This window comes from Streptomyces sp. NPDC015125, from assembly GCF_043080045.1.
Classification (GTDB): domain Bacteria; phylum Actinomycetota; class Actinomycetes; order Streptomycetales; family Streptomycetaceae; genus Streptomyces.
Genome location: NZ_JBIBVF010000006.1, coordinates 253,604 through 272,760, shown reverse-complemented (window position 1 = coordinate 272,760; position 19,157 = coordinate 253,604). Strand labels below are relative to the sequence as shown.

Annotated in this window: 18 protein-coding genes and 1 riboswitch; of the genes, 8 read left to right on the top strand and 10 right to left on the bottom strand. The window is 69.1% G+C overall.

The window, feature by feature from the left end; all coding sequences use genetic code 11:
* Positions 1-99 precede the first annotated feature (99 nt).
* Positions 100-546 (top strand): heme-binding protein, encoded by a 447-nt coding sequence (locus ACF088_RS17155; protein ID WP_392376569.1) that lies wholly within the window; start codon positions 100-102, stop codon positions 544-546.
* Positions 547-599: 53 nt separating this feature from the next.
* Here ACF088_RS17155 and ACF088_RS17150 read toward each other — a convergent pair whose 3' ends face one another.
* A complete protein-coding gene (locus ACF088_RS17150) occupies positions 600-1,166 on the bottom strand; it encodes a DUF2269 domain-containing protein (RefSeq protein ID WP_392376568.1) in 567 nt (188 codons plus the stop codon).
* A 256-nt stretch (positions 1,167-1,422) separates the two neighbouring features.
* On the opposite strand from ACF088_RS17150, the gene ACF088_RS17145 reads away from it, so the two are divergent.
* The 3 genes from ACF088_RS17145 (at position 1,423) to ACF088_RS17135 (ending at position 5,621) form a co-directional block, all read left to right on the top strand.
* Positions 1,423-2,058 (top strand): HAD family hydrolase, encoded by a 636-nt coding sequence (locus ACF088_RS17145; protein WP_392376567.1) that lies wholly within the window; start codon positions 1,423-1,425, stop codon positions 2,056-2,058.
* Between the two features lie 1,174 nt (positions 2,059-3,232).
* A complete protein-coding gene (locus ACF088_RS17140) occupies positions 3,233-4,630 on the top strand; it encodes a globin domain-containing protein (protein WP_392376566.1) in 1,398 nt (465 codons plus the stop codon).
* Between the two features lie 49 nt (positions 4,631-4,679).
* Positions 4,680-5,621, top strand: a complete 942-nt coding sequence (locus ACF088_RS17135; protein ID WP_392376565.1) for a pyridoxamine 5'-phosphate oxidase family protein — start codon at positions 4,680-4,682, stop codon at positions 5,619-5,621.
* Positions 5,622-5,657: 36 nt separating this feature from the next.
* On the opposite strand, the gene ACF088_RS17130 is transcribed toward ACF088_RS17135, so the two are convergent.
* The 5 genes from ACF088_RS17130 to ACF088_RS17110 form a co-directional block, all read right to left on the bottom strand.
* Positions 5,658-6,137 (bottom strand): NUDIX domain-containing protein, encoded by a 480-nt coding sequence (locus ACF088_RS17130; RefSeq protein WP_086719042.1) that lies wholly within the window; start codon positions 6,135-6,137, stop codon positions 5,658-5,660.
* Positions 6,138-6,185: 48 nt separating this feature from the next.
* Positions 6,186-7,082 (bottom strand): LysR family transcriptional regulator, encoded by an 897-nt coding sequence (locus tag ACF088_RS17125; RefSeq protein WP_392376564.1) that lies wholly within the window; start codon positions 7,080-7,082, stop codon positions 6,186-6,188.
* 308 nt (positions 7,083-7,390) lie between these two features.
* Positions 7,391-8,518, bottom strand: coding sequence for a cystathionine gamma-lyase (locus ACF088_RS17120; RefSeq protein ID WP_392376563.1), 1,128 nt, complete (start codon positions 8,516-8,518; stop codon positions 7,391-7,393).
* Positions 8,515-9,135, bottom strand: a complete 621-nt coding sequence (locus tag ACF088_RS17115) for a low molecular weight protein-tyrosine-phosphatase (protein WP_392376562.1) — start codon at positions 9,133-9,135, stop codon at positions 8,515-8,517. Before ACF088_RS17115 ends, ACF088_RS17120 begins: the two co-directional genes overlap by 4 nt.
* A 3-nt stretch (positions 9,136-9,138) precedes the next feature.
* Positions 9,139-9,516: a phage holin family protein gene (locus tag ACF088_RS17110; RefSeq protein ID WP_159481941.1), complete on the bottom strand. Its 378-nt coding sequence runs from the start codon at positions 9,514-9,516 to the stop codon at positions 9,139-9,141.
* 49 nt (positions 9,517-9,565) lie between these two features.
* Here ACF088_RS17110 and ACF088_RS17105 point away from each other — a divergent pair, with 49 nt between their 5' ends.
* The 3 genes from ACF088_RS17105 (at position 9,566) to ACF088_RS17095 (ending at position 11,521) form a co-directional block, all read left to right on the top strand.
* Positions 9,566-9,883 carry a cupin domain-containing protein gene (locus tag ACF088_RS17105; protein WP_392376561.1) on the top strand — a complete coding sequence of 106 codons (318 nt, stop codon included), beginning with the start codon at positions 9,566-9,568 and terminating at the stop codon, positions 9,881-9,883.
* A gap of 225 nt (positions 9,884-10,108) precedes the next feature.
* On the top strand, positions 10,109-10,333 hold the full coding sequence (locus tag ACF088_RS17100; protein ID WP_392376560.1) for a DUF5326 family protein: 225 nt from the start codon (positions 10,109-10,111) through the stop codon (positions 10,331-10,333).
* 765 nt (positions 10,334-11,098) lie between these two features.
* On the top strand, positions 11,099-11,521 hold the full coding sequence (locus ACF088_RS17095; RefSeq protein WP_328385666.1) for an SsgA family sporulation/cell division regulator: 423 nt from the start codon (positions 11,099-11,101) through the stop codon (positions 11,519-11,521).
* A gap of 174 nt (positions 11,522-11,695) precedes the next feature.
* Here the strand turns inward: ACF088_RS17095 and ACF088_RS17090 are convergent, their stop codons facing one another.
* Positions 11,696-13,123, bottom strand: a complete 1,428-nt coding sequence (locus ACF088_RS17090) for a YibE/F family protein (protein WP_392376559.1) — start codon at positions 13,121-13,123, stop codon at positions 11,696-11,698.
* Between the two features lie 67 nt (positions 13,124-13,190).
* Positions 13,191-13,347, top strand: a riboswitch (TPP riboswitch).
* On the opposite strand from ACF088_RS17090, the gene thiC reads away from it, so the two are divergent.
* A complete protein-coding gene (thiC, locus tag ACF088_RS17085) occupies positions 13,341-15,125 on the top strand; it encodes a phosphomethylpyrimidine synthase ThiC (protein ID WP_392376558.1) in 1,785 nt (594 codons plus the stop codon). It overlaps the preceding riboswitch by 7 nt.
* A 131-nt stretch (positions 15,126-15,256) precedes the next feature.
* Here thiC and ACF088_RS17080 read toward each other — a convergent pair whose 3' ends face one another.
* From ACF088_RS17080 to ACF088_RS17070, 3 genes are all read right to left on the bottom strand, one after another.
* Positions 15,257-16,141, bottom strand: a complete 885-nt coding sequence (locus ACF088_RS17080) for a hypothetical protein (protein ID WP_392376557.1) — start codon at positions 16,139-16,141, stop codon at positions 15,257-15,259.
* 229 nt (positions 16,142-16,370) lie between these two features.
* Positions 16,371-17,510: a metallophosphoesterase gene (locus ACF088_RS17075; protein ID WP_392376641.1), complete on the bottom strand. Its 1,140-nt coding sequence runs from the start codon at positions 17,508-17,510 to the stop codon at positions 16,371-16,373.
* Between the two features lie 251 nt (positions 17,511-17,761).
* The gene (locus ACF088_RS17070; RefSeq protein WP_381648167.1) at positions 17,762-18,862 is read right to left on the bottom strand and encodes a LacI family DNA-binding transcriptional regulator; all 1,101 of its coding nucleotides are present in this window, start codon (positions 18,860-18,862) and stop codon (positions 17,762-17,764) included.
* Positions 18,863-19,157: the final 295 nt, after the last annotated feature.

Sequence of the window (19,157 nt, the reverse complement as noted above, 5' to 3'; positions counted from 1 at the left end):
CCTCCCGAATCACCGGCGCATGAGCATCACCGGACCAACGAGCACCCACCAGCGCCCCACGCCCCCTCAGCACGGCCACGCACCCAAGGAAGAGTCCTCATGAGTACCACCACCTCTGTTACGCCCACCCCCACCGTCCGTCCGCTCACCACGCGCGATGCCGAGGGCCTCATCGACGCCGCGGTTCGTGCTGCCGAGGGCATCGGGGTGCGGGGCAGCGTCAGCGTTCTGGATGCGGGCGGTCATCTGCTCGGCTTCCGGCGGGACGACGCGGCCGTGCTGATCTCAGGAGAGACCAGCACCCGCAAGGCGTACACGGCACTGCAGTTGGACACCCCGACCGCCGACCTGGTCGAGCTTGTACGGCCCGACGGGCTCTTCCACACCCTGCCCACGGCGTTGGACCGGCCGCTGCTTTTCCTCGCCGGCGGTGTGCCGCTCCACCGGGACGGCCGGCTGATCGGCGCGCTCGGCTTCGGCGGCGGTGCCCCCGAACAGGACCACCGGATCGCCACCGAGGCGATAGCGGAGGCCGACCTCGCCTGACGACGCTCCTCCCGCGGCCGGGGGGTGTCTTCCCGATCTCCGTGGGCCTGTCGTCAAAGGCCCCGACGGACACCCGCGCCCTCGATGCCGCTCCTTCGTGCCCGGCCGGCGCGGGCCTCGGCCGACTGTGCCTCGCGCAGTCGGCTGCCGCGTTTGGTGAGCCCCCAGGGCTTGAGGACGGAGATCGCGGTGATGAACAGGTAGGTGGCCATGGCGACCGCAGGCGCGACGACGAGGTTGATGTCCGGGTGCGGGGTGCCCGCGGTGGCCTCGGCGGCCAGGTCGTTGATACCGGGCCGGAGTGAGAACACCGACAGCAGCACGGTGATGAGTGTCAGCCAGAACTTGACGTAGACCCAGCGGTGCCTGGCCAGCCCCCAGGCGGTGCGCAGCGACAGCACCAGCCCGCTGACCAGCGAAACCAGGGCGACGGGGAGGACCAGCCAGTCACCGAAGATCTTCATGGCCCGGTAGGCGACGCCGGCCATGTCGGGGGAGCCGGTCGTGTAGCCGGTGACGCTGAGCGCGAGCAGTCCGAGGGTGAGTCCGAGCCAGCTGACGGAGACGGCGACGTGCAGGACGAGGAGGGCCCGGCGGGCGGGTCGGCTGAGCTGCTGCATGGTTTCCACGGTGGCGCCGAGTGCCCGGCGGTACATCTGCCGCCGGGAGTATCCGCACGTACGCGGCCTTGAGTACGTCCCGACGTGCGGTGCCGGACCCGGCTCGCCTCGGGGGAGCGATCGTACGGGCCGGTTCGGCCCCGGCCCCGCCGGCCGTACGGACCCGGCCGCATCTCTCCGTGCTCCTGTCTCCCCGCTCCCGCTGCTCCCGCTCCCGCTCTCGCCTGCCGCCCTCGTGCCTCCTAGGCTCCAGGGCATGGGCAAGCTGCATCTGTTCGACATGGACGGGACTCTGCTCCATGGGTCCGCGGCCGCCGTTGAGATCTCCCGGCAGCTCGGGCTGGACCGGGAGATCGCTGAGCTGGAACGCGGATTTGCCGCAGGTGAACTGACTCCCCCGCAGTTCGCACAGCGGGCATGTGACCTCTGGGCCGCCGAGCTGACCGAACGCACGGTGGCCGCGGCCTTTGACGGCTCACCCTGGCTGACCGGAATCCGGGAAGTATGGGCGGATATCCGGGCGCGCGGCGAACGGTGCGCGGTGATTTCTCTCTCGCCGGGTTTCTTCGTCGAACGGCTGCTGGCCTGGGGCGCCGACGCGGCACACGGTTCCCGCTGGCCAGCGTTGCCGATCCGCGAGGCGGTGGAGCCGGTCGGCATCCTCTCGTCGGCGGCGAAGGTACGGATCGCGGATGAACTCTGTGTGCAGTACGGGCTGACCCGAGCCGACTGCGTGGCGTACGGCGACTCCATGTCGGACACCGAACTGTTCGCAGCAGTTCCGCAGTCCGTGGCCGTGAATGCGGATCACCATGTCAGTGGTCTGGCCTCATATACGTACGCGGGCGGTGATCTGCGCGAGGCATACGCACTGGTGCGTACTGACCGGTAATTCCGAGCTCCTCCGACGGATTCGCCCGCTGTGTGCGCGGAAAATGCCATCTGTGGGGAGGATCACTGCTATCGGAAGAACCGTGTGGAGTGTTCCAAGATCGGGGCTTGTGGTTTCAACTACTGCCGGTATGGTCGAGTCCGGCTTGGCGGAGGCAGGGATTCCGGCGGTGCGCGAAGGGCGAGCTCAAAGCCCGTCAGCCTAGCGGCGAAGCAGTCCTCGGCACCCGGACTTCCGACTATTTGTCCGATGTGGTGAGCAGGGATGGCATGCTGCTGACGCGGCATCTGCTCCGCATTGTCGTAAGGGAGTGAGATTTGTCCGCTTTGGAGGGTGTTGCCGGAGTCGCTTGAGTCGATGAAGAATTCCGGGGCAGGGCGGGGGAATTCCGCGCACTTCCGTTCCACGGAAGTGCGAAGACAACCGAAAGACGTTCGAGGCGAGGCAGACCATGGACGCTCCGACCACCACGTCGGCCGATAGTGGCTCTTCCGGCGGGAGCAGTGGCGATTGGGGTTGGTTCACTCCACCGGCGAAGAAGTCCTCCGGAGAACAGCAGGAACGGCAAAACAGCCAGGACCGGCAGCAGAACCAGGACGTTCCGGCAGAACCGGGCGACCGGAGTGAACACCACGACCACGGCGACCGCAGAGACCACCATGAGCGGAACGAGAGAGAGCAACGGGACGACCGGGAACAGATACCCAGTCGGCCGGTCAATCCGATCCGGCCGGTAGGCACTGCCGCCGCGCGCGAGCAGGAGACGGAGCCGTCACAGGCACCTCCGCCGCGGCACGAAGCGGGCCGGCCGTCCGCAGCGGCCGGCTATGCCGAGCAGCCTTTCGCGGCCGGCTATCCCGAGCAGCCTTTCGCGGCCGGCTATCCCGAGCAGCCTTTCGCGGCCGGCTATCCCGAGCAGCCTTTCGCGGCCGCCTATCCCGAGCAGTCGACCACAGCTCCTGGGAACACCACAGCTCCTGGGAACACCACAGCTCCTGGGAACACCACAGCTCCTGGGAACACCACAGCTCCTGGGAACACCACAGCTTCAGGGAACACCACAGCTTCAGGGAACACCGCAGCTTCAGGGAACACCGCAGCTCCAGGAAACACCGCGCCGGCTACCGCCCCACCACGCCGCGAGGCCGAACCCGCCTGGCGTGGTGAGCCGCCCATGGACCGTCAGTCGGTCTGGGAGCGTGATTCCGCCCGGGGCCGGGAACCCGAACCCGTCCACGAATCGGCGCGCGCCACGGGAGCGCCCGCGGGAAGTGCCCCCACCGGCGGCGCGCCCGCCGCGGCACCGGCCGCCCAGTACCAGGCCCCCGCCGCCGCTCCCTCTGCCTTCACCCCCAAGACGCGTCCCGCGGCCCCCGCCCCGGAGCCCTCTCTCGACGCCCTGCAGGCTTCGGCCTCGTCCGCAACGCCCGCCTCCCCCGACGCGATTCTCATCCGTCGCACCATGGCGGAGATCGAGCCCGTGGCCGACAAGGTCACCTCGTACTTCTACGCGCTGCTCTTCGTCCAGTACCCCGATCTGCGGGCGCTGTTTCCCGCGTCGATGGACACCCAGCGCGACCGGCTCTTCAAGGCGCTGCTCACCGCCGCCCAGCATGTCGACGACGCCGATGTGCTCACCGCCTACCTGGCGAACCTCGGTCGCGGTCACCGCAAGTACGGCACCCAGCCCGACCACTACCCGGCCGTCGGCGAATGCCTGCTCAACGCGCTCGCGCGCTATGCGACGTCCAGTTGGGGGCCCAAGACCCAGGCCGCGTGGGTACGGGCCTACACCGCGATCTCGCAGATCATGATCGATGCGGCGGCCGCGGACGAGGCCGTGGCGCCCGCCTGGTGGCAGGCCGAGGTCGTCTCGCACGAGCTGCGGACGCCCGATATCGCGGTGGTCCTGGTCCGCCCGGACCAGCCCTACCCGTTCCTTGCGGGGCAGTACGCGAGCGTGGAAACCCCCTGGTGGCCACGAGTGTGGCGGCACTACTCCTTCGCATCCGCACCGCGTTCCGACGGCCTGCTCTCCTTCCACGTCAAGGCGGTGCCGGCCGGTTGGGTCTCCAACGCCATGGTCCACCGCGCCCGCCCCGGCGATGTCATCCGGCTCGGCGCTCCCGGCGGCTCGATGACCGTCGACCACAGCAAGCGCAGCGGTCTGCTGTGCGTCGGCGGCGGCACCGGCATCGCCCCCATCAAGGCGCTGGTCGAGGACGTCGCGGAACACGGTGTCCGGCGCCCCGTCGAGGTCTTCTACGGCGCCCGCAGCGACCACGACCTCTACGACCTCGACACCATGCTGCACCTGGAACAGACCCACCCGTGGCTCTCCGTGCGCCCGGTCGTCGCCACCGGGCCCGCGGCGCGCGGCGGAACGAGCAGCGAGCGGGGCCAACTGCCTGACGCGGTCCGGCAATACGGGCCATTCCGGGAATACGACGCCTATCTTTCCGGGCCGCCGGGGTTGATCCGCAGCGGTGTGGACGCTTTGGTGGGGGTCGGCATCCCGACCGAGCGCATACGGCACGACTCCGTGGAAGAGCTGGTCGCGGCAGGAGATTGAGGTCTTGGCAGCACAGGTCGAATACGGTCCGACAGGGGAGGGATGGGGCATGCCACGGCAAGAGCGCCCCGGGAGCGACGGCGAGCACCTGGTGCAGCAGCGGCTCGGTACGACCCAGCGGGCCGACCGTTTCTACGGGGACCAGGTCCTGGACCATCTCAACGTCCGTATGCAGGAGTTCGTGGCCAGGCAGGAGATGTTCTTCCTGTCCACGGCCGACCGGCACGGCGAATGCGATGCCACCTTCCGGGCCGGGCCGCCGGGGTTCGTCCAGGTGCTCGACGCCCGGACGCTGGCATATCCGGAATACCGTGGCAACGGTGTCATGGCGTCCATCGGCAACATCTCGGAGAACCCGCGCCTGGGCATCTTGATGGTCGACTTCACCCGTGACCGCATCGGACTGCACATCAACGGCCGGGCACGCGTCGTCATGGACGAGGAAATGCGGGTGCGCCACCCGGGTCTGCCGGTCGACCCGGTCCCCGGCCGACGTGCTCAGCTATGGGTCACCGTCGAGGTCGAAGAGGCGTACATCCACTGCGCCAAGCACATTCCGCATCTGCAGAAGGTCCCGGCGCAGCAGCGCGGAGCGCGAGCCTGGGGCACGGACGACGCCAAGCGCAAGGGCGGCGACTTCTTCGGTGCGGCGGCGGAGGCGGATCAGCGGCCGCCCTTCCAGCGCGCCGAGCGGAAGAACGAGCACCTTCGGGGCGGACTGCACGAGGACACCCACGACGCGGTGTACCAGGGTGCTGCGGCCCCGGTGTACGGAAGCGATCCGGTGTACGGGGGTGGCACGCCTGCTGCCTCACGGGTCGGTTCGGCGTACCCGGGCGCGCCCCGTGACATGGGCCGGGACGACATTGTGGAGGAGCTGAACGCAGAGTTCCTCGACCGGGTGGAGCGGGTGCTCGCCCGTGCCCAGCCCCGTCGGCCCGCGGAGGACGCTCCGGAATTCCGCGGGTGGTTCGACCGGCGCGACGGCTGAGACAGCCCGCCGCAGGGGGTGACGCGGGGGTACCGCTCAGCCCAGATCCGGGGCGTGCATCGCCCACACGCCCTCGATGTTGCCGTCGAGGTAGTGCCGCAGCGACAGCGGTACGACCTCGACGGAGGCGATGCCGACACGGGTGAAGGGCACCCGCACGATCTCGTACTCCCCGCAGGGTTCCTCGACCTCGGGGCCGTGCCGGCGAGAGACGTCCATTGAGTCGAGCCGGCAGACGAAGAAGTGCTGGACCTTCACGCCGTCCACCCCGCCGTCGCTGAAGTGCTCGACGGTGTCGACGAAGACCGGCACCACATCCTTGATCTTCGCGCCCAGCTCTTCGTCCAGTTCGCGGTGGAGGGCGTCGATGACGGTGGCGTCCTCGGGCTCCACGCCACCGCCCGGAGTGATCCAGTACGGGGCACGCCCCGGCTTGGTGCGCTTGATCAGAACCAGGTCCGCGCCGTCGAGCAGAATCGCGCGGGCGGTGCGTTTGACGACTGGCCGTACGTTCATAGGGGACAGATGCCGCAGTCACGGCCCGGTGAAACCCATGCCCCTCGGTCACCAGTCGACAGCGGTGCGCAGCAACCACTCATGCGCCCGGGCTATGTGGGGAAGGCCGAGCGTCCCGGTCCGTACGGTCAGGAAGTACGTCCGCAGCGGGGGCACCGGCGGTTCGAGCAGGGCCACGACGTCGCCGCTGTCCAGTGCGCCGGCGCACAGATAGCGGGGCAGCACAGCGAGCCCCACACCGGCCGTCACACAGGACAGCACCGCCCGGAGGTCCGCGGCGATCACGGCGGCGGAGGCGGCGGGCTTGGCGTCGAAGACCGCGGACCAGTAACGGGCGATCAGCGGCAGGCTTTCGTGGACCTCGACGAGCGGTACGCGGTCCAGCACGCGGACTCCCCCGGCCTGCAGCACGGCGCTTCCTCCCAGCTCGGCCGCCCAGTGCGGCGCCGCGATCAGCACATGCTCCTCGTCGCAGAGCGGGGTGGCGGTGAGCAGCCCGCCGCGCGGTCGGGAGGTGGTGACGGCCAGGTCGTGGTGGCCGGCTGCCAGGCCGGTCAGCAGCTCCTCCGCGGGGCCGAAGGCGGTACGTATGGACAGGCCCTGGGCGATCAGCGGGGTAAGTGCCGGGAGCGCGCGCTCGGCGAGGAACTCCGGGGGCCCCGCGAGATGGAGAGTGCGGGTGACGGAGTCGCGGTCCAGGCCGGCCTCTGTGATCTCGGTGAGCGCGTCCAGGTGCGGTGCCACTTTGTGGGCGAGTTCATCGCCGATGGTGGTGGGGGTGACGCCACGGGCGTAGCGAAGGAAGAGGGGGCGGCCCAACTGGCGTTCCAGGGCCCGGATCTGGCTGGTCACCGCGGGCTGGGAGAGGCCGAGCAACGCGGCGGCGCGGGTGAACGAGCCGGCTCGGTGCACGGTGACGAAGGTGCGCAGCAGAGCCAGATCCATCGCGTACCTCCTGCGCCTCTCGGAAGCCTGGTCGCGGGCCAACTATAAATTTGTCGATAGGGCTGTGTCGCTAGCGTGATTGGACAATGACGCTCAGTCAACTAGCCTTGTTCGAGCGGTTCGTTTCACGTGGAACATTCGGTTTCACGTGAAACGCGTGGACTCGGGGCCATGTGGAACCGCAGGCCGGCAGGGTGACGAGGGGGGATGCCCTGCCGGCCCATCTCATGCCGCTTCCGTGCCTCGGGCCGGGGCGCGCCCCGCTTGTTCGACTCGTTCCGCGGCTTCGGGGCGCTCCGGCCGTACGGTCAGTTCTGTGCGGCCGTGCCCAGCGCCCGGATGACATCCGCGACCAGATCCTCCGGCTCCTCGATGCCGACCGAGAAACGGATAAAGCCCTCCGGCACGGCATCGCCGCCCCAGCGGGCCCGTCGCTCGGCGCTGGACCGTACGCCCCCGAAGCTCGTCGCATCGTCCACCAGGGACAGCGCGGCCAGGAACCGCTCTGCGTAGGCCTTGTCGGGCAGGACGAAGGACACCACGGAGCCGAAGCGGCCCGGTCGCATCTGCCGGGCGGCGAGCTCGTGGGACGGATCGGACGGGAGGCCCGGGTGGCGCAGGCCGGTGACCTCGGGGCGGTCGGCCAGCGCCGCGGCCAGTGCCAGGGCGCCCTCCGACTGCTGGCGGACGCGCAGCGCGAGGGTGGCCAGCGAACGATGCGCGAGCCAGCTCTCCATCGGGCCGGGGATCGCGCCCACCGTCTTGCGCCATAGCCGTACGGAATCGGCCAGTGCGGCATCGCGGGTGCTGGCGTACCCCAGCAGGACATCGCCGTGGCCGGTCAGCGCCTTGGTGCCGCTGGCGACCGAGAAGTCCGCACCGAGGTCGAGCGGCCGCTGGCCGAGCGGGGTGGCGAGGGTGTTGTCGACGGCCACCAGCGCGCCGCGCCGGTGTGCTTCGTCGGTCAGCCGCCGGATGTCGCAGACATCGAGGCCGGGGTTGGAGGGCGTTTCGATCCACAGCAGACGGGCGCCGTCCAGCGCGTCGAGCTGTGCGTCGTGTGCGGTCGGAGCCGTACGGACCTCGATGCCGTAGCTCTCCAGGCGCGTGCGGACGGTCGGCAGCAGCTGGTATCCGTCGCTGGGGAGCACCACGGCGTCGCCGGTGCGCAGCTGCGAGAAGAGGACCGCGGTGATCGCTGCCATCCCGGAGGCGAAGGCGACGGTATGAGGGCTTTCGTCCGGCGATTCGAGCTCGCCGATGGCCTGTTCCAGACGGGTCCAGGTCGGGTTGGCGTCGCGGCCGTAGGTGTACGGGCCGACGGCGTCCCCGGGGAGGTGGTAGTGCGCCGCGAACACCGGACCCGGGAGGGTCGGCTCATAGGCCTCGGGCTCCGGAAGCCCGGCGCGTACGGCGCGGGTGCCGTCGCCGGTCATGCGCTCTCCTTTTCCTGCGGCCGGTGCGGTTCCGGCGCTTGGTGCCGGCCGCCGTCATCCCCGGGTGCGGGGGTGGTGACCGTGGTACGGGCCGTGATCGCGGCCCGTACCGCCACCAACAGGCCGTCGCTCGCCGCCTCGATCATCTCCAGGCACTCCTCGAAACCGGCGACATCGCCGTAGTACGGATCGGGCACGTCGAGGTCGTCGACGGTGCCGAGTCCGGGCGCCGTTCCCGGGGCGGTGTCCGCCGCCGTGCCCGCCCCGTACGAGCGCAGCAGGTGGATCTTGGCGGCGTCCTGCGCGGTCGGGGCCAGGCTGCGCAGCTCGCGCAGATGGCCGGAGTCGAGGGCAATGATCAGGTCGAGGTGGTCGAACCAGGAGGTGTGGAATTGCCGTGCGGCGTGGACGTGTTCGTAGCCGCCCGAGCGCAGTACGGCGCCCGTGCGCGGGTCGGCTCCCTCGCCCTCGTGCCAGCCGCCGGTCCCGGCGCTTTCGACCTCGACCAGGCCGTCGAGGCCGTCTTCCGCGAGGCGGGCGCGGAAGACGGCCTCCGCCATCGGCGACCGGCAGATGTTGCCGGTGCAGACGAAGCAGATACGGAAGGGCGCGGTCAAGGGTCAGTCCTCGTCGGGAAGGATCACGTGCATGGCCCAGGCGACGATGGAGATGATCACGCCGCCGAGCAGGGCCGTCCAGAAGCCGTCCACATGGAAGGCGAGGTCGGCCTTGCCGGCGAGCCAGGAGGTCAGCAGCAGCATCAGCGCGTTCACGACCAGTGTGATCAGGCCGAGCGTGAGGATGAACAGGGGGAAGGACAGCAGCTTCACCACGGGCTTGACCAGGAAATTGACCAGCCCGAAGATCAGTGCGACCAGGACCAGGGTGAGTATCTTGCGGCCGGTGTTCTCACCGGTGAGCGTGATGTCCTTGAGCAGCCAGATGGCCACGGCAAGCGCCGCGGCGTTGGCGATCGTCTTGACCAGAAAATGCTTCATGGTGAGATCGTCGCAGACGAGTCTGAATCATCAGAGGGGTGCGATCGGCATGAAGGCTTTCAGACTGGATGAGCTGGAAGCGGAACGGGCTGCGAACGACGGCGCGTATCTGCAGTTCCTCCGGGAACGCAACATGTCGGTCGGGCTGTACGCACTGGACGCCGGCAGTATCGATCCACAGCAGCCGCACGCCCAGGACGAGGTGTATCTCGTGGTCAGCGGCCGGGCGGCGATCACCGTCGGGACACAGACCCAGTCGGTGGCCCGGGGCAGCGTGGTCTATGTGCCGGCCGGGGTGCCCCACAAGTTCCATCACATCAGCGAGGATCTCCGGGTGATGGTGGTCTTCTCTCCTCCCGAGAGCTAAGGGCCTGGCCCCGGAACCCGTAGGGGAAGGGTCAGGGAAGGGCCGGGGCTGCGAAGCCCCCACGCCCGCGGTCCGCGTCCTAGCATCGTTGGTGCAGGGGAACCGAAGGTGTGAGGCAACAGACAGGCCGCACGCGGACGGCATCACCCCTGAGGCAACAGCGCAGCCGACGGATGGCGCGGTACGGACAGCGACAGCGCAAGAGACAGAAAGCAGGGCAGAGCAGTGGCTGGTAAGGGGATATTCGCAGGACTTCCGTGGTGGGTCACCTGGGTCGTGGTGCCCGTCGTTCTGATCGTGGTCTTCGGCGGACTGATCACCACCGCGCTCGGCTTCCTGATCGGCGTGCTCTTCAAGGTCCTCATAGCGGCAGCCCTGATCGCCGGAGTCATCTACCTCGTCCGCAGGTCCAGTGGCTCGTCATCGTCCTCGTCGAAGGGCGACTGGTAAGCGGCAGGGCCGCCCGCCGGCCGGCCCCCGTGCCCCGCTGCGAGCGGAATCGGGCGTTCGGCATTGGCAATCGTGAACAGCGAATCCGTCTGCTGTCCTTGCCGGCGTCCGGCCCGGAGCCGGACGCCGGCAAGGAGCCCGCCGGGTCTGCGAAGGCGGGCTGACGGGCTCAAGGCCGGGCCGTGACGGGCCCGACTCGGCGCCGCCGTCTACTTCGCCGTCCACCGGGAGGGTGATGTCGGGACGGTGGTGGTCACCCACGGCCGTAGCGGCCGCCGGTGGAGTCGTGGGGGTTCTTCCGCACCACCGCACCCGGCCACGCGATCGGGCAATATCTGCTCGGACGGTTTGACGGAGCAGCAAGCGGAGAGCGTCTCTTGCGCCATGCCGTCCAGCCGATATCGCCCTTTTCCATGCGATCTATGGACGAATTACTGCACCTTGTGGATACGGTGCGTGGCAATCATCGGGCTTTCGCGCATCAGGGATATGCCTTGGGCACGGCGCGCAGGGCCCTCCCTGTCCGGGGCGAGGCGGCCGTCGCGGCGTCGGCGGATTCCCCACCCGCGGACGAACTGCATCGATTGCGGTCCGTTACAGACCGACTACGAAAAATGGCGGAGGCGGTACTAACGACACTCGCCTTCTCTGTCAGTATCTGAAAACTCACTCCTTGTGATCTGCTTGCGCGTGGCAGACGATGGCGCCAATAGGGCCACGGGGATGTTTCCCGGCCATCTCCGATCAAGTGCGGGGCAGTGGTTGATGACCGACACAGTTCAGGCAGAAGTGATCATGAGCTTCGTCGTTTCGGAAGAGCTCGCGTTCCGGATTCCGGTGGAGCTGGACTTCGCCAGCGCCGATCCGTACGCCGTCCGCCTCACCTTCGACCTTCCCGGCGATGCGCCCGTGACCTGGGCGTTCGGTCGAGAGTTGCTGCTGGACGGGCTGAGCCGGCCGTCCGGTGAGGGTGATGTGCGTATCGAGCCGGCATCCCCCGCGCACCTCAGTGATGTCTTCATCAGCCTTCAAGTCGGCGCCGAGCGCGCGCTGTTCCGCGTCAGCGCGGCACCGTTGGTCGCCTTCCTCGACCGTACGGACCGGCTTGTACCGCTGGGCAAGGAAGAGGTCTGCGACACCCTGGAGGCCGTGCTGGACCAGATCCTCACGGAGGCGCCGGCCGGCTGACCCGCCCCGGTCGCACCGTCCACGCCGACGCCCTGCCGGGTACGCCGGTCCTCCTGCGTGCCCGCGTACCCTCCGCTCCCTGCCCGTGCCGCCTGCCTGCCACCGCACTCCTCCCGTCCGCCCCCGCCCCTCTCACGGCCCGTGGGGGACGGAAGTCGTGTCCCTGAGCTTCCGTCACCGCTTACGGCGCCTGCCGCGTCCCCCGCGACGGCCCGGACGGCTCTCCGTGGCGCCTGTCGGCATGCCGGCACCCATTCCGGCCCCGGCATCCACCTCGGCCCCGAAATCTGCCCCGGACTGCCGGACGACTCCCGGCCCGCCGTCACTTCCCGGCCCGCCCCGCCCCTTCCGGTCCGCCGAGACCACCAGTGCCGCCAGCAACGTCGTCAGCGGCACTGCGGCCACCAGCCCGATGCTGCCCACGAGCGTGCGGACGACCTCCTCCGCGACCACTTCGCTCGTGGCGACCGTGCCGACGCTGCTCTGTGCGATCGAGAACAGCAAAAGCAACGGCAGTGCGGCACCCGCGTAGGCCAGCACAAGGGTGTTGACGACGGACGCGATGTGGTCCCGGCCGATCCGCATCGCGGCGCCGTAGAGCTTGCGCCAGCCGGCCAACGGGTCCGCCTCCTTGAGTTCCCAGACCGCGGCGGTCTGCGTCACCGTCACATCGTCGAGCACCCCCAGAGACCCGATGATGATCCCGGCGAGCAGCAGACCGCGGATCTCGATATCGGGGTACAGGCCGTGCACCAGCCCCGTCGTGTCGTCCGTATTGCCGGTCAGCAGCGCCCAGTTGATGAACACCGATCCGAGCAGCCCGATCAGCAGCAGCGAGGCGAGGGTGCCGAGTACGGCCACCGACGTACGGGCCGTCAGCCCATGGCACAGGTACAGCGCGATCAGCATGATCGCGCTTCCCCCGACCACTGCCACCACCAGCGGGTTGGAACCCTGAAGGATCGCCGGGAGGATGAACAGCGTCAGGACCACAAAGCTGGCCGCCAGTGCCACCAGCGCCAGTACTCCACGCAGTCGGCCGACGATTACCACCGCGAACGCGAAGAGGGCGGCCAGTACCCACATCGGGAGGGTCCGGTCGACATCGCTGACCGAATACTGCAGATCCTTCGGCGCCTTGGGGGAGTACGCCACCACCACGTCCTGGCCGGTGGTGTAGTGACGCAGGGCGTCCGGCGTCACTACCGCCTGGAAGGTGCGTCCCGCGTTCTCTCCCGTGGTGACTTTGATCGTCGCCTGCTGACAGGGCTCGCCTTTGGCCCGGCCCCCGGCCGGTGGTTGTCCTGTCGGGGACGGTGGCTGGGGCTGCTGCTCGGCATGGACATCCGCGCAGTTCACCTCCGCCACCTTGATGACTCTGGCCTGCTCCGTGGGCTGGTCGAAGCCGACGCCGGACGGCTTATGGGGAGGCGCACCTCCCGGCCAGAGCACGACCAGGCCGACCGCCACCGCGGCTGCAAAAGGGATCAACACTGCCGCGATGACCTTGCGCAGATGCCGGGAGACGGGCGCGGCAGGGCCATGGCCGTGCGCGTGTGAGTGCACGGCGGAATGGTGGTGGGACTCGTGAGGGCTCACCACCCGATCATTGCAAGAACTCCGGGGCCCCCTGTTCACTCCGCCACATCGGCCGCTACCGTGGTGCCACCTTTGCAATCGCGGGAGCTCGGAGCACCGGGCTGAGAGGGCGCTGACCTTCGTCCCAGCGGCGTTTCACGTGAAACGCCCATGGACGCAAGCCGCTGCGTCGACCGCTGAACCTGTTACCGGGTAATGCCGGCGTAGGGAGTTGGGTCTCATGACTCTGCAGGATGCACGCACGCCCGAAAACGGAAACGGTGCCGGCGGCAGCAGTGAGCCGCAGATCGGCTGGCACAAGGGCTATGTCTCCGGATCGCGCCCGGATCTTCGGGTCCCGGTCCGGCGGGTGCACCTCACCAACGGCAAGGACGTGACGCTTTACGACACGTCAGGGCCGTACACCGACCCGCACATCGATACCGACGTCCGCCGTGGTCTGGCGCCGCTGCGGGAGAACTGGATCATCACTCGCGGCGACACCGAGGAGTACACGGGCCGCCCCCTGCGGCCCGAGGACGACGGCCTCAAGCACACCTCGCCGCGCGGCGGTCTCAAGAACCTCGACGCGGTCTTCCCGGGCCGCCCCCGCCAGCCCCGCCGCGGCCGTGACGGCGCCGCGGTCACCCAGCTCGCCTACGCCCAGCGCGGCGAGATCACCGCGGAGATGGAGTATGTCGCCCTCCGCGAGAACGTCACCCCCGAGTTCGTCCGCGACGAGATCGCGGCGGGACGCGCGGTGCTGCCGTCGAACATCAACCACCCGGAGATCGAGCCGATGATCATCGGCAAGAACTTCCTGGTGAAGGTGAACGCCAACATCGGCAATTCGGCGGTCACTTCCTCCATCGAGGAGGAGGTGGAGAAGATGACCTGGGCGACTCGCTGGGGCGCCGACACGGTCATGGACCTCTCCACCGGCCGCAATATCCACACCACCCGCGAATGGGTGCTGCGCAACTCCCCCGTCCCCATCGGCACCGTCCCCCTCTACCAGGCACTGGAGAAGGTCGACGGCAAGGCCGAGGAGCTGACCTGGGAGATCTACAAGGACACCGTCATCGAGCAGGCCGAACAGGGCGTCGACTACATGACGGTGCACGCCGGGGTGCTGCTCCGTTATGTCCCCCTGACGGCCCGCCGTAAGACCGGCATCGTCTCCCGCGGTGGTTCGATCATGGCGGCCTGGTGCCTGGCGCATCACAAGGAGTCGTTCCTCTATACGCACTTCGAGGAGCTCTGCGAGATCCTCGCCTCGTACGACGTCACCTACTCGCTCGGAGACGGCCTGCGCCCCGGATCCATCGCGGACGCCAATGACGAGGCCCAGTTCGCGGAGCTGCGGACACTCGGTGAGCTGAACACCATCGCCAAGCGGCACGGCGTCCAGACGATGATCGAGGGCCCGGGACATGTCCCGATGCACAAGATCAAGGAGAACATCGACCTCCAGCAGGAGATCTGCGAGGAGGCCCCGTTCTATACGCTCGGGCCGCTGACCACCGATATCGCACCCGCCTACGACCACATCACCTCTGGTATCGGCGCGGCGATGATCGCTTGGTGGGGCACCGCCATGCTCTGCTACGTCACGCCCAAGGAGCATCTGGGCCTCCCGGACCGCGACGACGTCAAGACCGGCGTCATCACGTACAAGATCGCGGCTCATGCGGCAGACCTGGCCAAGGGGCATCCGGGCGCCCAGGGATGGGATGACGCGCTCTCCGACGCCCGCTTCGAGTTCCGCTGGGAGGACCAGTTCAACCTGGCCCTCGACCCGGACACGGCCCGCGCCTTCCATGACGCGACGCTGCCTGCCGAGCCGGCGAAGACGGCCCACTTCTGCTCGATGTGCGGCCCGAAGTTCTGCTCGATGAAGATCAGCCAGGACATCCGCCGCGAACACGGGGGTGATCTGGCGATCGACCCCGAGGCCGGAATGGCCGAGAAGTCGAAGGAGTTCGCGGCTGCGGGCAACCGCGTGTATCTGCCGCTCGCGGAGTAGCCCGCCTTCGGACGTCGCGCCTTCGGGCACCTCGGCAGGAAGGCCCCCACCGAAAGGCGGGGGCCTTCCGCTTGCCCTTCCTGCGGCGTGGGCGCCTCCCGGCGACTCTCACGGCGCCGGGCTGCCCCGCGCTAATCCGGCTGGTGGTCGGATCCCCCGTAATCCGGGCTGGTGAAGTCCGGGCTGGAGTAGCGCGGGCGGGACCCCGAGGAGCCGCTGTCGGGGCTGGTGAACTCGGGGCGGGTGTAGCCGAGGGTGGGGATCCGGCTTTCGGGCGGCGGAGTGCGGCGGGGGACGTAGCGGGCCGGGTCGTCGCCCGGAGTGGCGGTGGGGTCGGCGAGGGCCTCACGGAGAAATGGCAGCACACCGCGCTCCAGGAGGGCACCGCGCCACACCTCACGGGCGTGGTCCAGTGCCTCGCCCAGTTCGTCGGTTCTGGCGACCTGGGGCGACGAGCCGTTGCGCAGCGCCGTGACGAGCAGTCCGGCCATCGCGACAAGCGTTCCCGCGGCGGTCAGTGCCGCGAAGATCCAGCCGACGTTGATCAGTGGCTGCGCCAAGGACTTGTCGGGGCTGATGGCGCGCAGCACATAACCGATGAGGAGGAAGAGAACCGCGGCGATGCCGGCGAGGACGGGCGCGAGGACGGCGACCATGGCGGTGAGCCCGGCGCCGGTGGTTTCGGCCTCGCCCAGGGCCGTGGCGGTGGCCGGTCCTGGGCTCCCGTCGGCCTCCGGGCTCTGCTCCTCGTCGTCCGCTGCGACGTGGGACAGCGCGGGCGTCGGCGCGCGCCACTCGGCGCGGAGCTGTACATAGCGTTGGTATTCGGCCGTGGCGCATGCGGCGATGGCGGTGGTCGCACTGAGCGCCATCGTGCGCAACTGCTCGTTGTTGAGGTGGTTTCCCGCGACGGCGGTGAAGTCGTCCGGGCGGTATTCGGCGGTGCGCAGCGCCTCATCAAGGATCCGCGCAAATTCCGCGCGGTCCTCGTTCAGCAGGTGCGGAGCGCTGTTCATGTGGATCCCCCGATGCTCCGTAGGGCCGTACGGCCGGCGTTGGCCGGGCAGTGGGCGGAAACGGAGGAGAGCCTGCTACGGATAGTCCGATGGTAGAGCGACTGCGGCGCGGGGTGACAGAGAGTTTACGGAATTTGAGTAATGCCACGACCGGTTTCCGCCCGTGCCGTCCCCGACGGTGGGCCGCCTGTCCGCCGTCCGCCCTTCGGCGCGCCTGCCTCGATAACGTTCAGCCGGCCAGCGGAAGTTGAACGACCAATAGCTTTCCGGCCATGGTGATACCGCCGTCCATGGCGATGGCCAGACCGTCTGCGTAGACATGCGGACCGTCGACCGCCACGCTCTCGCTCTCGCTTTCCTCGGTGCCGACCTCGCCCAGCAGATAGGGGATCGGGCTGTGGCCGTGTACGACGCGATCGCCACCGTAGGCGTCGAGGAGTTCGCGTACGGCGTCCGAGCCGGCCTCGTCGCGGAAGGCGAAGCGTTTGGTGAACTTGCGGAACAGATCCCAGACTTCGTCCGCGTCGCTGCGGGTGAGCACGTCGTGGACGGTGTCGTTGACGGCCTCGATGGAGTCGCCGTATTCGAGGTAGGCAGTGGTGTCGGAGTGCACGAGCAGATGCCCGTCCTCCTCCATCACGGCGTCCAGGCGGGCCATCCACTGGAGGTGGTGGTCCTCCAAGCGGTCCATATCGGTCTTCTGGCCGCCGTTGAGGAGCCAGGCGGCCTGGAAGGAGGCGGTGCCGGCGCCGGACTGTACGGGGGTGTCACCGAACCGCTTGGCACCCAGCAGCAGAAGTTCGTGGTTGCCCATCAGGGCCTTGCAGTAGCCGCCGGCCGCCGCGGCCTCTGCGGAGAGCTGCATGACGAGTTCGATGACGCCGATGCCGTCCGGGCCGCGGTCGGTGAAGTCGCCGAGGAACCAGAGCCGGGCATTGCCGGCCGCCCAGTTGCCGTCGGCGTCGACCAGGCCTTCGGTGGCCAGCGCCTCGCGCAGCTCGTCGTAGTAGCCGTGCACATCGCCGACGACGTACAGCGGACCCATGCCCTCGGGCGCGTCGGGATCCTGGGCGGGTTCGGGCACCGGGACGACGGCGGGGCGGTCGATGAGGGTGTCCGTGCGCTCGGGCGCGATGACCGGGAGGTCGCGCGCGGTCGGGGTGTACTCCTCGGGCAGCTCCGCGGGCGGGGCGGCGGGCGGCGCCACGGGGGGCGCAGCGGGAGGCGCGGCAGGAGGAGCGGCCGGGGTGCCGGCGGGCAGGTGGAGCGGCGGGCCGGCAGGCGGCACGGGGGACCCGGCGGACGCGCCGGAGGGCACTCCGGGTGGCGGAACAGACGCCGGAGTTGCTCCCGCCATGGTCCACACCATGGGTCCCTGACTGGCCCCCTGAGTCATCGACCCCTCCACCGTCGCGCCGCCGTGCACCTCTCGGACCTTTGCCTGGTCGACGGCGGTCCGCGGTGTCGTGCGCCCATCATAGGAATGCCGATCGCGGGTTGTGACGCACCCGGGGGTGGTCAATCCGCCGAAGCCCGGCATTCGCGGCGGATTCATCCCGGGATCGCCCTGTTTTTTCCTTGTAGAAGTGATCACACCGTCGCTCGTATGTGGGAGCAGGCTCAGTCGCCGGTGGGTCCTCGCGGTGGGCTGATGGTCGTTCTCGGGGGACGCCGCTGGGACGAGGCCCGGACGATCAGATCGGTCGGTATCACCTGTTCGACGGGCCGGCCGTTGTCGAGCCCCTCGATGGCGTCGATGAGGATCTGCACGACGGCGGTGCCGATGCGGCGCGGTTTGAGGGACAGCGTGGTGACGGGCGGCTCGGTGGCGGCGTAGAGGGTGGACTCGCTGCAGCAGACCAGCAGCAGGTCCTCCGGCACTCTCAGGCCGTAGCGCCGGGCGGCGGCCAGCAGGTCCGTGCCGTTGGGGTCGAAGAGCCCGTAGACGGCGTCCGGGCGGTCCGGGCGGGCCAGCAGCCGGTCGGCGGCGACGGCCCCCGCACACGGGTCATGTGCCGGGTAGGACTCGTACACCGGGTCCTGGCCGACCCGCTCGCACCAGTGCAGATAGGCGGTGGTCGACAGGCGGGTGTAGGTGTCGGTGGTGTTGCCCGTGAGCAGGCCGATGCGACGGGCGCCGGCGTCGGCGAGATGGTCGAGCAGGCCGAGGACGGCCGCCTCGTGATCGTTGTCGACCCAGCCGGTGACGGGCAGCGCGCCGCCGGGGCGGCCGTCGGAGACGACGGGGATGCCGTGCCGGACGAGCTCGGTGACGACGGGGTCGCCGTCGGCGGGGTCGATGACGACGGTGCCGTCCAGGGCGACGTTGGACCACACGTCGTGCCGGGAGGTCGCGGGGAGGATGACCAGCGCATAGCCGCGGGCCAGGGCCGCCGAGGTGGCCGCTCTGGCCATCTCGGCGAAGTACGCGAATTCGGTGAAGGTGAAAGGTTCGTCCCCGTACGTGGTCACGGTCAGGCCGAGGAGCCCTGACTTGCCGGTACGGAGGGTGCGGGCGGCTGCGGACGGGCGATAGCCCAGCCGGTCGGCCACCTCGCGGACATGGCTACGGGTGGCGTCCGGAAGCCGGCCCTTGCCGTTGAGCGCGTCGGAGACAGTCGTGATCGACACCCCGGCTGCGGCGGCCACGTCCCGGATGCCCGCCCGCCCCAGCCGGCGACCGGTCGACCGGCTCACCTGATGCTTCCCTGCTGCTGTCATGGCGAGCCGATAGTAGGGCTCATTAGGGCCATTCGCGGGGCTTGGCCGACGGCTGTGGAGAGGTACGTTTCTGCATGGCGGTCAGCACTCAATTCTCATGAAAGTAAAGGGAGTTGGCCCCATCAGTGATCATTATGTGGGAGATGTGGCGCCTTTGCCTGTCGATCGGTTCAGGTCTCGAAGTGGCCTCAAGTCACCTTGACGGGGGACGCGCGCCACGGAGTGAGCCACCGGCGCACGCCGGACTGGACGGCGCCCCCTGGAGGCTCCGCGCGGGGCTCCCCGGTGCCGGGCC

Excerpts from the sequence above, each read along its gene's own strand:
- ACF088_RS17095 (WP_328385666.1), top strand. The coding sequence starts at position 11,099 with ATGACCGACACAGTTCAGGCAGAAGTGATCATGAGCTTCGTCGTTTCG.
- ACF088_RS17145 (WP_392376567.1), top strand. The coding sequence starts at position 1,423 with ATGGGCAAGCTGCATCTGTTCGACATGGACGGGACTCTGCTCCATGGG.
- thiC (WP_392376558.1), top strand. The coding sequence starts at position 13,341 with ATGACTCTGCAGGATGCACGCACGCCCGAAAACGGAAACGGTGCCGGC.
- ACF088_RS17075 (WP_392376641.1), bottom strand. The coding sequence starts at position 17,510 with ATGGTGTGGACCATGGCGGGAGCAACTCCGGCGTCTGTTCCGCCACCC.
- ACF088_RS17140 (WP_392376566.1), top strand. The coding sequence starts at position 3,233 with ATGGACCGTCAGTCGGTCTGGGAGCGTGATTCCGCCCGGGGCCGGGAA.
- ACF088_RS17135 (WP_392376565.1), top strand. The coding sequence starts at position 4,680 with ATGCCACGGCAAGAGCGCCCCGGGAGCGACGGCGAGCACCTGGTGCAG.
- ACF088_RS17070 (WP_381648167.1), bottom strand. The coding sequence starts at position 18,862 with ATGACAGCAGCAGGGAAGCATCAGGTGAGCCGGTCGACCGGTCGCCGG.
- ACF088_RS17150 (WP_392376568.1), bottom strand. The coding sequence starts at position 1,166 with ATGCAGCAGCTCAGCCGACCCGCCCGCCGGGCCCTCCTCGTCCTGCAC.
- ACF088_RS17155 (WP_392376569.1), top strand. The coding sequence starts at position 100 with ATGAGTACCACCACCTCTGTTACGCCCACCCCCACCGTCCGTCCGCTC.
- ACF088_RS17130 (WP_086719042.1), bottom strand. The coding sequence starts at position 6,137 with ATGAACGTACGGCCAGTCGTCAAACGCACCGCCCGCGCGATTCTGCTC.
- ACF088_RS17105 (WP_392376561.1), top strand. The coding sequence starts at position 9,566 with ATGAAGGCTTTCAGACTGGATGAGCTGGAAGCGGAACGGGCTGCGAAC.
- ACF088_RS17110 (WP_159481941.1), bottom strand. The coding sequence starts at position 9,516 with ATGAAGCATTTTCTGGTCAAGACGATCGCCAACGCCGCGGCGCTTGCC.
- ACF088_RS17125 (WP_392376564.1), bottom strand. The coding sequence starts at position 7,082 with ATGGATCTGGCTCTGCTGCGCACCTTCGTCACCGTGCACCGAGCCGGC.
- ACF088_RS17120 (WP_392376563.1), bottom strand. The coding sequence starts at position 8,518 with ATGACCGGCGACGGCACCCGCGCCGTACGCGCCGGGCTTCCGGAGCCC.
- ACF088_RS17080 (WP_392376557.1), bottom strand. The coding sequence starts at position 16,141 with ATGAACAGCGCTCCGCACCTGCTGAACGAGGACCGCGCGGAATTTGCG.